Source organism: Paraburkholderia aspalathi, from assembly GCF_900116445.1.
Classification (GTDB): domain Bacteria; phylum Pseudomonadota; class Gammaproteobacteria; order Burkholderiales; family Burkholderiaceae; genus Paraburkholderia; species Paraburkholderia aspalathi.
On the sequence record NZ_FPBH01000004.1, the window covers coordinates 83,017 to 96,298 of the forward strand.

Annotated in this window: 10 protein-coding genes; 2 read left to right on the forward strand and 8 right to left on the reverse strand. The window is 62.1% G+C overall.

What is annotated here, in order from left to right; translation table 11 throughout:
* Window positions 1–5 precede the first annotated feature (5 nt).
* The 7 genes from BM438_RS07795 to nirB form a co-directional block, all read right to left on the reverse strand.
* On the reverse strand, window positions 6–374 hold the full coding sequence (locus BM438_RS07795; protein WP_093633724.1) for an ArsR/SmtB family transcription factor: 369 nt from the start codon (window positions 372–374) through the stop codon (window positions 6–8).
* Complete coding sequence (locus BM438_RS07800; protein ID WP_093633725.1) at window positions 358–843, reverse strand: SRPBCC family protein; 486 nt, start codon at window positions 841–843, stop codon at window positions 358–360. Before BM438_RS07800 ends, BM438_RS07795 begins: the two co-directional genes overlap by 17 nt.
* A 124-nt stretch (window positions 844–967) precedes the next feature.
* On the reverse strand, window positions 968–1,642 hold the full coding sequence (locus BM438_RS07805) for a type IV pili methyl-accepting chemotaxis transducer N-terminal domain-containing protein (RefSeq protein WP_093633726.1): 675 nt from the start codon (window positions 1,640–1,642) through the stop codon (window positions 968–970).
* Between the two features lie 105 nt (window positions 1,643–1,747).
* Window positions 1,748–3,115, reverse strand: a complete 1,368-nt coding sequence (locus BM438_RS07810) for an MFS transporter (protein ID WP_093633727.1) — start codon at window positions 3,113–3,115, stop codon at window positions 1,748–1,750.
* A gap of 190 nt (window positions 3,116–3,305) precedes the next feature.
* Window positions 3,306–7,508, reverse strand: a complete 4,203-nt coding sequence (locus BM438_RS07815; RefSeq protein ID WP_093633728.1) for a bifunctional nitrate reductase/sulfite reductase flavoprotein subunit alpha — start codon at window positions 7,506–7,508, stop codon at window positions 3,306–3,308.
* A gap of 44 nt (window positions 7,509–7,552) precedes the next feature.
* Window positions 7,553–7,906, reverse strand: a complete 354-nt coding sequence (nirD, locus tag BM438_RS07820) for a nitrite reductase small subunit NirD (protein WP_093633729.1) — start codon at window positions 7,904–7,906, stop codon at window positions 7,553–7,555.
* Window positions 7,907–7,938: 32 nt separating this feature from the next.
* Window positions 7,939–10,479: a nitrite reductase large subunit NirB gene (nirB, locus tag BM438_RS07825; protein WP_093633730.1), complete on the reverse strand. Its 2,541-nt coding sequence runs from the start codon at window positions 10,477–10,479 to the stop codon at window positions 7,939–7,941.
* A 717-nt stretch (window positions 10,480–11,196) separates the two neighbouring features.
* On the opposite strand from nirB, the gene BM438_RS07830 reads away from it, so the two are divergent.
* Window positions 11,197–11,577, forward strand: a complete 381-nt coding sequence (locus BM438_RS07830; protein WP_093633731.1) for a response regulator — start codon at window positions 11,197–11,199, stop codon at window positions 11,575–11,577.
* Here BM438_RS07830 and BM438_RS07835 read toward each other — a convergent pair.
* Window positions 11,574–12,449 (reverse strand): MOSC domain-containing protein, encoded by an 876-nt coding sequence (locus BM438_RS07835; RefSeq protein ID WP_093633732.1) that lies wholly within the window; start codon window positions 12,447–12,449, stop codon window positions 11,574–11,576. The two genes, BM438_RS07830 and BM438_RS07835, sit on opposite strands and share 4 nt — an antisense overlap.
* Before the next feature lie 363 nt (window positions 12,450–12,812).
* On the opposite strand from BM438_RS07835, the gene BM438_RS07840 reads away from it, so the two are divergent.
* A complete protein-coding gene (locus tag BM438_RS07840) occupies window positions 12,813–13,217 on the forward strand; it encodes a heme-binding protein (RefSeq protein ID WP_093633733.1) in 405 nt (134 codons plus the stop codon).
* The last annotated feature ends 65 nt before the right edge of the window (window positions 13,218–13,282 follow it).

The following is a 13,282-nucleotide window of genomic DNA, read 5'->3' on the forward strand; positions in this document are numbered from 1 at the left end:
GCGCCTCAATCCCCCTCCACCGCCGCCTTCAACCTCAGCAACGCGTGATCCCACTGCTGCGAGATCGCTTCAAGCGCGCGTCGCGCTTCGTCGAGGTGCGCCGGTTCGAACGCCCATAGGCGTTCACGGCCTACCTTGACGTCGCGCACGAGGCCCGCATTGGCGAGCACCTGCAAATGCTGCGTGACCGACTGCCGCGTAATCTCCGTGCCGGCGGTCAACTGCGCAATCGACATCGCACTGCCCGCGCACAACACGGCGATCAGACGCAGCCGCGTTTCGTCGCCGAGCGCCGCAAAAATCTGCGCGGAACTTCGCAGCATGGCCGCCTTCACTCGCGCATTGCCCACTGCCGGCTTATCCCTTGGCGACATGCTTTTCGATATTGATCAACTGCTCTTCCCACCCGCCGCTATTCATGCGAAACGCTTCCTCGCGGCGTGCAGCGGGAATTCGATCGAAGCCTGATTCGACCACCCGCAGCAACGTGCCCGAGTCGACCTCGCTCAGCTCGAATACGACCAGTGTGGTGGGCTCGGGCGAGTAGTCGACCGACACATCGACCGCGGCCGGATGCCAGCGAAACGACAGAAGATGTTCCAGCTCGACGCGCTCGACCAGTACATCCATGACGAGATGCTCATAGCCCGGATAGGTGATGTTGCCTTGGATGGATTGACCGGCGATAAACTGTTTGCCGCTGAAATCCACACGAAACCATTTGCCGAATTCCTCGGCATTGGACACCGCGCGCCACACTCGTGAGCGCGGCGCCTTCAGCAGAATCTGTTTCTCGATGCGGTCAATCGACGCATTATTGGGTGTGTCAGATGAGATTGTCATACGCAGCCTCCTGACTGCATATTAGGCTCGCAACTGGCAACATGCAAGTATTTGCCTGCGTATTTTCAGGCAGCGCCCTGCTTTCTACTGAAGGACGGCGAAACAGATCGCCACAGGCGCTTGCTTATCCCGCCGACGTCTTCTGCACAAACGCGCTCACCACAGCCTCAAGTTCCTTGGTGATCGAAGTCATTACGCCCGCAATCACGGCGAACTCCCGGCCTGTCACATTCGAGCGGCTCGCCACGATCTGACCGTTGAACGAGACAATATGCGCTTCCTTTGCGATCGCTTTGATCCGCTCGATGAGGTCCTGCTGACCTTTCTTCTGCGCCCGCGCAATGCGCCGGCTTTCCTGCTCGTAGACAGCGGTCACGGCGTGCAGATGCGTCAGCAACGGATCGACGGAACCGATTAACGCGTTCAGTGCTTCATTGGCGCGCGGCGAGCCGCGTTCGATCGCCTCCAGTGCTACCGAGGCCAGCGAGATAAAGTCTGTGATCTTCTTCGCCACGTTCCCGCTGCCGTGAAAAGCTTCGTGCAACGCCGGCGAGAACAGTCCGGGCAAGCCGTCGCGGCCTTGCACCAGCGCTGTATGGCTGTCGGAAAACGTACGCAAGGTCTCCTGCGCAATCGCCAACGCACCGTCGAACTGTTGAAACGCCAACATCGACTGCAACGCGATGCGCTGCGACAGCATCCGTTGACGCCCTGCCAGGTTGATCAACGAGCTCAATACCTCGCTGGAGACGTCCGCTTCGGACTGTGGTGCCTGAACCCGATCTTTCGTGATGCTCATGTCTTCTGCTTATGATTCGATTGACCCTTTCGCTCCGCCCGGCATCCTCGCTGCGTGAGCGCCATCGCGCAGACACGCAGCATCGCTCGCGGATGCCGAATTCCATCACTCCGTTGCGTGCGCATGCATCACATTGGTATGCATCGACCACGCCATCCACGGACGGCGCAGCGCGACGATCGCGAGGAATGCGCAAGCCGCCAGCGCGCCGAAGGTCGCGAAGCCCATCTGATAGCTGCCCGTGCTTTCCTTCGCGATACCCATCACGACCGGCAGATAGAATCCACCGATGCCGCCCGCGGCGCCGACGATGCCCGACATCAAACCGGTACGGCCGGCCCAGCGATGCGGCACCAGTTGGAAGGTCGCGCCATTACCCAGACCGAAGGCCACGTACAGGCACAGCAGCAGCACAATCCCGCCCAGCATCGACGGCATAGCGGCAGCAAAAACGAAGTCGCACAGCGAAATGACCGCGAGCAGGAAGGTCAGCGCGCGCACGCCCGACACTTTGTCGGCGATCAGGCCGCCGAGCGGCCGCACGATCGCGCCGGTTGCGGCAAGCAGCGCCATGAACAGGCCCGCGTCGATCTTCGACAGCTGATACAGGTTGGTCAGCAGCAGCGAAACATACGACGACATGCCGACAAAACCGCCGAATGTGATGCTGTACACCAGCATGATCGCCCACGTGTCGCGCTCGGACAGCACCGAGCGATAGCGCTTGGGCAGCACAGCAATTGCAAGCAGCGCGCCGATCACCGGCAACAGCAGCACACCGGTCTTGCCCGAGCCGAACATGCCCGCTTCGACCAGCAGCACGAGCACGATCAAGCCAACGAGCGTCACCGCGAAGCTGCCGAACGCGCGCAGCACGCTGCCGGATTTGATACCGGAATCGTTGGCCCAGAAGTACAGCGTGATCGCGGCAATCCCGAGCAACGGCAGTGCGCCTGCGGTCGCCATTTGCCAGCCGTAGTGCGTTGCCAGTTGCGGGAACAGGAAGCCGTCGAGCACAGCGCCGATGTTGCCGGCGGCGGCCAGACCCAGCACCAGACCCTGCACCTTCGGCGGATAGTTGCTGCCGGCCATCGGCAGCGCCACCGCGAAGCTCGCGCCACCCACGCCGAGGAACACGCCGAGCACCAGTAGCAAGGTGTACGACGGCACGAACGGCAACAACGGCAGCACGATCGTCGGCACCGCGGACAGCAATACGCCCATCAGCGCGATGCGTTTGCCATGCGCGGATTGATAGAGATTGCCGAGCGTCACGCGCAGGATCGCTGCCGACAGCACCGGCACGGCGACCAGCAAACCTTGCTGCGCAGGCGTCATTGCAACGCTCTTGCTAATGAACGGCGCGAGCGGCCCGTATAGCACCCAGACCGTGAAGCCGGTGTCGAAATAGAGGAAACACGCCACCAGCGCGCGCCAATCTCCGCTCTTTAGAGAGCTCATCACGTTTTTCATTAGACATCCTCACATTGACTGGTTGTTCGCTTACCTGGTACACGGCTTTGAGGCGCCGCGCACCGGAATGGTCACGATGTTGAATACCGGTCCTGGCACGCAATCTCCATGCCATCCGGGCCCTTCTTTCAAGCTTGACTGCGTACTCTCTGAAACCGTGATGCCGCGTCTGAGCCGGCCGCTTTAAAAATCAATAAACGTCGCGTACGTAGCGCTTTTCCTGCGCTAAACAGCTCACATACTCAGCGGCTTTTTCTTCGCTCATGCCGCCGTGTTGAGCGACCACATGCTTGAGCGTCGCATCGACATCTCTGGCCATTCGGCTTGCGTCGCCGCAGACATAAAAATGCGCACCTTCTTCGAGCCATGCCCACAGTTGCGCACCCTGCTCGCGCATGCGGTCCTGCACGTAAACCTTCTCCGTTTGATCGCGCGAGAAAGCGACATCGAGGCGGGTCAGCAGACCGCTGTCGCGCATCGCTTCCAGTTCGTCGCGATAGTAGAAATCCGTCGCCGCATGTTGTTCGCCGAAGAACAGCCAGTTGCGACCCTTATCGCCGCGTGCACGCCGCTCGTGCAGAAAGCCGCGAAACGGTGCGACGCCGGTGCCGGGACCGACCATGATGATCGGCGTGTCCGAAACATGAGGAGGCCGAAAGTGTGCGGATTTCTGCACGAATACCGGCACATTCACATCGCCGGCGCGGTCGGCCAAAAACGTCGACGAGACGCCCTTGCGATTGCGGCGGCCATTGCTGTAGCGAACCGCGGCAACCGTCAGATGAACTTCGCCAGGATGTGCTTTCGGGCTCGATGCAATCGAATACAACCGTGGCTGCAGGCGCTTGAGCATGCCGGTCAATTCCGTGGCAGTCAGGTCCACGGGAAATTCGTGGAGCACGTCGGCGAGTTGCTGGCCCCACAGCCAGTGTTTGAGATCGGCTTTGCGTGCGGGCGTCAACAGATCGCGCAATGCGCCGTTGCTGCTTCGCGCAGCGATGAATGCCAGTGCGTCGGGGCTGGGACGCGCGATTTCGTAGTGCTTGCCGAGTGCGTCGGCGAGGCGCATGTCGCCCACACCGGATACGTTCACGGCCGCGTCGGCACTCAAACCGCTCAGGTCGATCAATTCGTCGACCAGTTCGGGACAATTGCTCGGCCATACACCCAGCGCATCGCCGGCTTCGTATTCGAGGCCCGAGTCGCCCGTGCTCAACGAAAAGTAGCGCGTATCCTTCGCGGCGCCCTGCTTATTCAGTTGCAGGTTCCTGACGAGACGCGATGCGGCCGGACGCGTCCGGGTCGGCACGGCGCCGGATACCACGGCGTTGATCATGCCGCCAGGAGGCACTGCATGCAGCGCCGCATCTGCTTCCTTGATGTGCACGATGATGCTTTCGAGCCACGCGTCGGCATTCTCCTGATACTCGCTGTCGCAGTCGACACGATCCATCAGACGCTGCGCGCCTTGCGCGGCGAGACGTTCATCGAGGCGGCGGCCGTGACCGCAAAATTGATCGTAGTTGCGATCGCCCAGCGCGAGCACGGCGTAGCGCAGGCCTTCGAGACGCGGTGCTGCATCGCCGATCAGTTCGCTCCAGAAACTCTGCGCGTTATCGGGTGGATCGCCGTCGCCGAAAGTGCTCGACATCAGCAGCACGTATTGCGCTTTCGCGAGCGCCGAGGCCTGATAGTCCGCCATGCATGACGTGCGGATTTCAAAGCCGGACTCCATCAGACGTGTGGCATAACGTTCGGTCAGCGATTCGGTGTTGCCGGTTTGCGAGGCCCACAGCAAAGTGACTTTGGGTCGCACGCGCAAGATACGCACACCGGACGCATGTGCCTCATCTGAGTGCAAGGTGGCACGCGCGGAGGCTGGTACGGCCGCCTGGGTCCCACTGCGGCTATATAGTCCGGCCAGCAAACCATCCACGTACAAGCGGCTCGCCGGATCAAACGGTGCACTGGCTGGCAGAACCGGCACGCCGTCGATGCCCGGCCCTTCCGTCGAACGCAGGCCGCTGACGAAACCGGCCAGATACATCCGCTCGGCATCGGTCAACGACGGCGCGGGTGTCGGCGGAAGCTGCAACAGACGAGTGAGGGCATCGATACGGGGCATGTCCAGATCCTCGACGTTCGCCGATATAGCGCTTGCCGGCGCAGTGTCGGCTGTAACCATGGGCGCGTCGCTCAGCGTCTCGTCGTCCGCATTCGAAACCGGCTCACGGGCGTCGATCGCGACCGGGCTGAGCGCGACTGCGCAGAATTTGAGTTCGGGCTGCTGCGAGACCGGATCGATGGCGTCGCTCGTCACTGCGTTGATGCACAGGTCGTCGCCGAAAACGTCGTTCCAGTGCATCGGCGCGAAGCAGTTCCCTGCTTGCACACGCTCCGTAACGACCGCCGGCAACACGGCACGTCCGCGGCGCGAACGGATTTCAACCGGATCTTTTGCCTTGATGCCAAGCGTGGCCGCGTCTTCGGGATGAATCTCGACGAACGGTCCCGGGTTCAGCTTGTTAAGCATCGCGACCTTGCCGGTCTTGGTCATGGTGTGCCATTGATGCTGCAAGCGGCCCGTATTCAACACGATCGGAAATTCCCGATCGGGCAGCTCGGCCGGGGCGGCAAACGCGCGGGCGAAGAACATAGCTTTGCCGCTCGCCGTCGGAAACACGAGCCGCGGAAGGCGGCCGTTGGGCAGTTGCTTCAGCGCCTGGCTGACGCCGTCGTTGATGTAGCGAACTGGATTGCGGTCGGCGGCATCGTCAGCGGCGAGCGGCCATTGCAACGGCGTTTCCTTCAGACGGCGATGGCTCGCGCCGCGCAGGTCGTAGCCGGTTTTCGGATTCGATGCGCGCGTAATTTCCGCGAAAACTTCTTCGGCGCTTGCGTAGGTAAACGCTTCGGCGAAACCCATTTCACACGCGACACGCGCGATGATCTGCCAATCCGGCAACGCAACGCCCGGCGGTTCGATGCCCTTCTGCATCAGCGTCAGGTTGCGCTCGGAGTTGATCATCACGCCTTCGGCTTCCGCCCACAGCGCGCCGGGCAACAGCACGTCGGCGTAACGATTGGTCTCGGTGTCGAGGAAGGCATCCTGCGAAATCACGAGTTCGGCCGCACGCAATCCGGCGATGGCATTCTGGCGATTCGCAACGCTCGCCACCGGATTCGTGCAGATGATCCAGCACGCCTTGATCTCGCCCGCAGCCATGCGAGTGAACATATCGATCGTGCCGTTGCCGACTTCAGTCTTCAACGTGCCCTTCGGAATGCCCCACAGGTCCTCAATAAACGCACGGTCTTCTTCGACCAGGACTGAACGCTGTCCGGGCAAACCGGGCCCCATGTAGCCCATTTCACGGCCGCCCATCGCGTTGGGCTGACCCGTCAGCGAAAACGGACCGCTACCGCGGCGGCAGATCTTGCCTGTCGCCAGATGCAGATTGCAGATCGCATTCGTGTGCCATGTGCCATGCGTGCTTTGATTCAGGCCCATGGTCCAGCAGCTGATCCACTCCGGCGCGGCGCCGATCATTTGCGCGGCCCGGTGGATATCTTCTACAGAAAGGCCTGTAATCGCGGACACATTCTCTGGTGTGTAGTCCGCGAGAAAGGCTGGCATTCCGTCCCAGCCTTCCGTGAAGTCCGCAATAAAGGCCGCATCCGTATGGCCGTTTTCGTGCAGCAGATGCAGCAAGCCGTTCAGCAACGCCAGATCGGTGCCCGGCTTGATCTGCAGGAAGAGATCCGCCTTGTCAGCCGTCGTATTGCGACGCGGATCGACCACGATAAGTTTCGCACCCGCCTTCACGCGATCCATCATGCGCAGGAACAGAATCGGATGACAGTCGGCCATATTCGCGCCGATCACGAAGAAAAGGTCGGCGTGGTCGATGTCTTCGTACGATCCCGGCGGGCCGTCCGCGCCGAGCGAAAGCTTGTAGCCGCTGCCCGCGCTCGCCATGCACAGACGTGAATTCGATTCGACGTTGTTGGTGCCGACAAAACCCTTGGCGAGCTTGTTGACGAGGTACTGCGCCTCAATCGACATCTGCCCCGAGACGTAAAACGACAGCGCGTCCGGTCCGTGTTCGTCGAGCAGGCCGCGCAAACGCGCCGCCGTGGTGCTGATCGCCTGCGCCATCGGTAGCGGCGTCGGATCCTGGTCGCGCGCATGACGCACGAACGCGCCCTCCAGACGGCCCGACTTGCGCAACGCGACGTGCGCCGACTGGCCCTTCGTGCAGAGCCGCCCGAAGTTAGCCGGATGCTCTTTATCGCCGGAGATCTTGACGACCTGCCCGTCCTCGACGTGCAGCACCATTCCGCAGCCAACGCCGCAGTAGGGGCACACGGTTTTTACGCTAGAGGAAGACATGGAGCGCGACGTCGTTCGAATAGACACAAAGAGAAATCAGCAACTCAGGCCGCGACCCACACCTGCCCGTCTTCCACCCGCGCGGCGAACGCGCTAACGGAATACGCCGGCGTTTCGAGGCACTCGCCGGTACGCAGATCGAAGTGATGCTTGTAAATCGGCGAAGCAACCACGAGGCGCTCGCCGAGACTGCCGATCAATCCGCGCGAGAGCACCGCGGCTTGCGAGCCCGGATCATAGTTTTCGATCGCATACACAGCGCTGTGCGCGTCGCCGTTGTTTACGTGAAATACCGCTACCTGCTCGCCGTTGACAAGCGCGCAGACGCCCGTATTGGGGACGATGTCGTCGAGCGGGCAAATCGGCGTCCAGGCGAGCGGCAGGCGGTCAAGGTTCATGGCGGAAGTCCTCGGTGAATAGCGCAAAAAAATTAGACGGTCTCGACAACCACGGGAATCGACGTGAGCTTCGACAGCCGCTCGGCCACCGTCGCGGGCCGGATCTGGCCGCGTTCCTCGACAAAGGTGACGTTGCTGTCGGGCTCGCCACTGTTGACGAAGTGACGGAAGCGCTTACGCGTTTCCGGATCGGTGACGGCCCGCTTCCATTCGCATTCGTAGGTGTCGACCACGTGCTGCATTTCCACCTCGAGTTCCGCGACTACGCCCAGACGATCGTTGACGACCACGTCGATCAGATAGTCCAAGCCCCCTTCAAGGTTGTCGCGCCATACGCTGGTGCGTTGCAGACGGTCCGCCGTGCGCACGTAGAACATCAGGAAGCGGTCGATGTAGCGCACCAGCGTGTCCTTATCGAGGTCCGAGGCGAGCAGTTCGGCATGGCGCGGTTTCATCCCGCCGTTGCCGCAGACGTAGAGATTCCAGCCCTTCTCGGTGGCGATGATGCCGACGTCCTTGCCCTGCGCCTCCGCGCATTCGCGAGTGCAGCCGGATACGCCGAACTTGATCTTGTGCGGCGTGCGCAGGCCCTTGTAGCGGTTCTCGAGTTCGACCGCGAGGCCCACTGAATCGCCGACGCCGTAACGGCACCATGTCGAACCGACGCACGACTTCACGGTGCGCAGCGACTTGCCGTAGGCGTGGCCTGACTCGAAGCCTGCGGCGATCAGTTCTTCCCAGATGAACGGCAGTTGCTCGACGCGCGCACCGAACAGATCGACTCGCTGACCGCCGGTGATCTTGGTGTAAAGGCCGTATTTCTTTGCCACCTGACCGACGGCGATCAAACCATCCGGCGTCACTTCTCCGCCCGCCATGCGCGGCACGACCGAATAGGTGCCGTCACGCTGGATGTTGGCGAGGTAGTAATCGTTGGTGTCCTGCAGCGCCGCGTGCTCCTTCTTCAGCACGAATTCGTTCCAGCACGACGCGAGAATGCTCGCCGCCGCCGGTTTGCAGATGTCGCAACCGAGGCCGTGACCATGCTTCGACAGCAATTCACCGAAGCTGCGCACACCCTCCACGCGCACGAGGTGATACAGCTCCTGGCGCGAATACGGGAAGTGCTCGCACACGTGGTTATTGACCGCGAGGCCCTGCTTTTTCATCTCGGCCTTCATCACCTGGGTGACGAGCGGTACGCAGCCGCCGCACGACGTGCCGGCCTGGGTCGCGCACTTCAACGCGCCGATGTCGGTCGCGCCCGCGCACACGGCGGCGCACAGGTCGCCCTTCGAGACGTTGTTGCACGAACAGATTTGCGCGCCGGCGGGCAATGCCTCGACGCCGAGCGCCGGTTTCGCTTGACCGTCGGACGAAGGCAGGATCAGGAATTCGGGCGACGCCGGCAACTCGATCCGGTTCAGCATCATCTGCAGCAGCGTGCCGTATTCGCTCGCATCGCCGACCATCACGCCGCCGAGCAGATACTTGCCGCATTCGGACACCACCAGCTTCTTGTAGATCTGCTTGCGTTCGTCGCTGAACTGATAGGCGCGGCTGCCCGGCGTGTTGCCATGCGCATCGCCGATACTCGCGACGTCCACGCCCATCAGTTTCAACTTGGTGCTCATGTCGGCGCCGGCGAATTCCGCCGAGTCGCCGTGCAGTTGCTTCGCCACCGCGCGCGCCATCTCATAGCCGGGCGCAACGAGGCCGAACAGCTTGCCTTCCCACAGCGCGCACTCGCCGATCGCGTAGATGTGCGGGTCGCTGGTGCGGCACGCGTTGTCGATCACGATGCCGCCGCGTTCGCCTAGCGCGAGCCCGCTTTGGCGCGCGAGATCGTCACGCGGACGAATGCCCGCTGAGAACACGATCATGTCGGTGTCGAGGTGACTGCCGTCGGCGAATTGCATGCGATGCGTGCCCGACTCGCCATCGACAATCGCCGAGGTGTTCTTCTGCGTGTGCACCGTCACGCCGAGTTCCTCGATCTTCGCGCGCAGCACACGGCCGCCGCCTTCATCGACCTGCACCGCCATCAGGCGCGGCGCGAACTCGACCACGTGCGTTTCCAGCCCCATGTCACGCAACGCCTTCGCGCATTCGAGACCGAGCAGGCCGCCGCCGACCACCGTACCGGTCTTCGAACGGGCGCCGCATTCCTGCATCGCTTCGAGGTCGTCAATGGTGCGGTAGACAAAGCAGTCGGCGCGCTCCCGCCCTTGCACGGGCGGCACAAATGGATAGGAACCCGTAGCGAACACCAGCTTGTCGTACGGCAGAGTCTCGCCGGTCGATACCGTTACGGTGCGGGCGTCGCGATCGATCGCCACGGCTTTTGCATTGAGCTTCAGCAAAACGTTCTGGCGCTCGAAGAAACCCGGTTCGACCAGCGACAGATCATCCGCCGTTTTACCCGCGAAGAATTCGGACAGGTGCACGCGGTCGTACGCAGGGCGTGATTCCTCGCACAGCACGGTGATGTCGAGGCCATGCGCCGCATCTTGTGCGAGGCATTCAACCAGTTTGTGGCCGACCATCCCGTGACCGATAACGATGATTTTCATGACCGCGGCTTCCTCAATGTGCTGGGCTCGAATCGCTGCCGGCTGGCTGCTGCGCGAAAGCGATTCCGGAAATAAAAACGGCGTCCCGCGAACCCAGTCGATGACTGAGTTCGGGGGACGCCGTTGTCCTGACCTGTGCTGCGGCGAGTACTTTGTTGTTGCACTCGCGACGGATCCACGTTGATCCGCTGGCAGGGCTTAATGCAAAGCTTGTGCCAATCGAGAGAAATTCCCGCTGTGGCGCCGTGGGACGGGGCTTTGCGGCATATGACACGGGTCTGCTGTCAGCAGGATGTGGGGCACGTCTTGATGCAGCGAGGCACAGGGATGGTGCGACGCAGCACCGTGTACGTGCGGGCAGCGTTTCGCGGCACTGGGCGAGACTTACCGCGCACGATCTGACCGATCGGTACGGAAATGTACCTACCCAGGTTGTAGATCCGCGCTGTGTGACAGCCGTGATAGACCGGCGGCGGCAAAGCCCATCCGGGTGTTCTTGCAGATCAGACGCAGGACCTTGGACACGGCGTGAATGCGGCTGCCCGCGGCGCTATCCCGTGCGATTCGCGCTTCCTCGTCGTCCCCGGGTGGTAACTCATTCGTACGAAAGCCGCGCCAAATACCTTGCTGGAATGAGCGAAAAAACAGAATAAAGGGCTTCGATTCTATCGGGACCCCAAATTGCTCAATACAAGGTACGCAACCTGGAGAAGCCGGATGTCCATTTATGATGCCGCCCGCCTCCTGATCGCCGACGACGATCCGGATCTGTTGGCCGCCTACGTACTCTATTTCAGCGCACACGGTTTCGACATCCGGACCGCGCGCAACGGCCTCGACGCGCTCGCGCAGTATTGCGCGTGGCATCCGGGCGCCGCGCTGCTCGACGTCGAAATGCCGCGTCTCGATGGCCGCGCGGTCGCCCGGCGCATCCGCCATGAAGCCGACACGCCGGCGCCCATGCTGGTCGCCGTGACCGGCCTCGCGCGCGACGAGGACAGGCGCGAGTCGTTACGCTCCGGATTCAATCATCACTTCGTCAAACCCGTGCCGATGCCGGTAATCCTCGCGGCGCTGACCGGGCGCGGCCGGCATTAATCGCCAAAGCCCAATTCAGCGTTGACCGTTTGACCGACGCGCAGCCACGCCCCAGCCCCGCGCGCGACAAGCGCATTGTTGCCGAACGTCACCGCCCCATCCCGCTGCGGATTCGCCCGGTAGACGCTCATCGTATCCGTAGGTTCGTTCGGCCAATCGGGATCCGGCGCGCCCTTTGCCTGATCGACGGTCGGCATCGGACAGCGCGCACACGGCTTGACCAGTTTCAGTTCCACGGCCTCCTCCGCCGCACCGCCGACACTCAGACTCTCGACATAGTCCTCTTCGTACGCTTCGAGCCCTGTCAGCACGACGTTCGGGCGAAACCGGTCAATCGGAATGGACGGCGCGCCCTTGCTGTTCAGGCGCACGTTCAGATCGTCGAGCGAGGCCTGGCCGATCACCAGCAGCGGAAAACCATCGGCGAAATACGTGGTGGCCCCGGGGACGCTAGCGGTGTAGTCCGGATCGACCTGCCGTTCGCGTTCGGGATCGAAGCGCAGAAGCCGCGACGGCACGCCGAGAAACGCCGAAAACCATGCTGCGCTCTCTTCTCCGGTGTCGAGTCCGTAAGCCGCGTCGCGCCAGACCACGGTTTGCACCTTGTGCGGAGCGCTGAGCCCGGCGGCGTCGAGCGGCGTGCGCAACTCACTCATACCCGGCGCGCGGATCACGAGCTCATGTTCGCCGAGCTCGACCCTGATCAGCGCCATGCGGGGATACGCGCGCTGCGTGAGCATCGCGCCGCTCGGGTCGGTCACCATCCAGTATCGATCGTATTCGAGGCCGGTGGCGAGCAGGCGCGCCTCGTTCAACGCAATGCCGGCGCAGGATTTGATCGGATAGACGAAAAGCTCGCTGATGGTAGGCATAGTGTGGGTGGTGTGGGAAACACGCGCTTTTTGTGTTGAACTCCGATTGTAAAGCGCTGGCGCGTGCTGCCGGACATTGGTCGCGCCGAACTTGAGCGGCCTATCGAGCTTCCTCTTGAGCGGCCCGCCCCGAAACGCCTGCTGAGCAAGAGTTTGCGCCACGCGATCGCGAATCCGGCGGGAGTTGCCATGCGGCCTGAAACCGGCCGGGCGATGCGGTCGTTTCTTCCGGCCACGCTTGGACGTAAAATCCCCAATCGAACCGCTCGGGCAACGACAGAGCCGGCGCCGGGCACACTCCGGTGCGTTACAGGATTGAACTTGTAGAAGCATCCCTACCATAAACGAAACAGGAAATTCATTATGCTGAGCAAACCCGTGTTGACCGTTGCCGAAACGACCCGAATTCTCGAAGCCGCCCGCGCGGAGGCCGAGAAGAACCAGTGGGCCGTGGCCATCGTGGTGGTCGACGACGGCGGCCATCAACTCGGCATGCTGCGTCTGGACGGCAGCGCGCCGGCCAGTTCGTACATCGCGACGGAAAAAGCCCGCACTTCGGCGATCGGCCGCCGCGAAACCAAGGTATACGAAGACATGATCAACAACGGCCGCACGGCATTCCTGAGCGCGCCGCTGCAAGGCACGCTGGAAGGCGGCGTGCCGGTGATCGTCGAGGGCCAGGTGGTCGGCGCGGTCGGCGTGTCGGGCGTCAAGTCGGATCAGGACGCGCAGATCGCCAAGGCCGGTATTCAGGCAATCGCCGCTTAAGTCCGGAGCCATTCGGAATCCGTTCAAAGCGGCGGCAATAAAAACGAAACACAACACGGACCGAT

Coding starts and splice junctions, on each gene's coding strand:
- BM438_RS07830 (WP_093633731.1), top strand. CDS start 11,197: ATGTCCATTTATGATGCCGCCCGCCTCCTGATCGCCGACGACGATCCG.
- BM438_RS07800 (WP_093633725.1), bottom strand. CDS start 843: ATGACAATCTCATCTGACACACCCAATAATGCGTCGATTGACCGCATC.
- nirD (WP_093633729.1), bottom strand. CDS start 7,906: ATGAACCTTGACCGCCTGCCGCTCGCCTGGACGCCGATTTGCCCGCTC.
- BM438_RS07810 (WP_093633727.1), bottom strand. CDS start 3,115: ATGAAAAACGTGATGAGCTCTCTAAAGAGCGGAGATTGGCGCGCGCTG.
- nirB (WP_093633730.1), bottom strand. CDS start 10,479: ATGAAAATCATCGTTATCGGTCACGGGATGGTCGGCCACAAACTGGTT.
- BM438_RS07840 (WP_093633733.1), top strand. CDS start 12,813: ATGCTGAGCAAACCCGTGTTGACCGTTGCCGAAACGACCCGAATTCTC.
- BM438_RS07815 (WP_093633728.1), bottom strand. CDS start 7,508: ATGTCTTCCTCTAGCGTAAAAACCGTGTGCCCCTACTGCGGCGTTGGC.
- BM438_RS07795 (WP_093633724.1), bottom strand. CDS start 374: ATGTCGCCAAGGGATAAGCCGGCAGTGGGCAATGCGCGAGTGAAGGCG.
- BM438_RS07805 (WP_093633726.1), bottom strand. CDS start 1,642: ATGAGCATCACGAAAGATCGGGTTCAGGCACCACAGTCCGAAGCGGAC.
- BM438_RS07835 (WP_093633732.1), bottom strand. CDS start 12,449: ATGCCTACCATCAGCGAGCTTTTCGTCTATCCGATCAAATCCTGCGCC.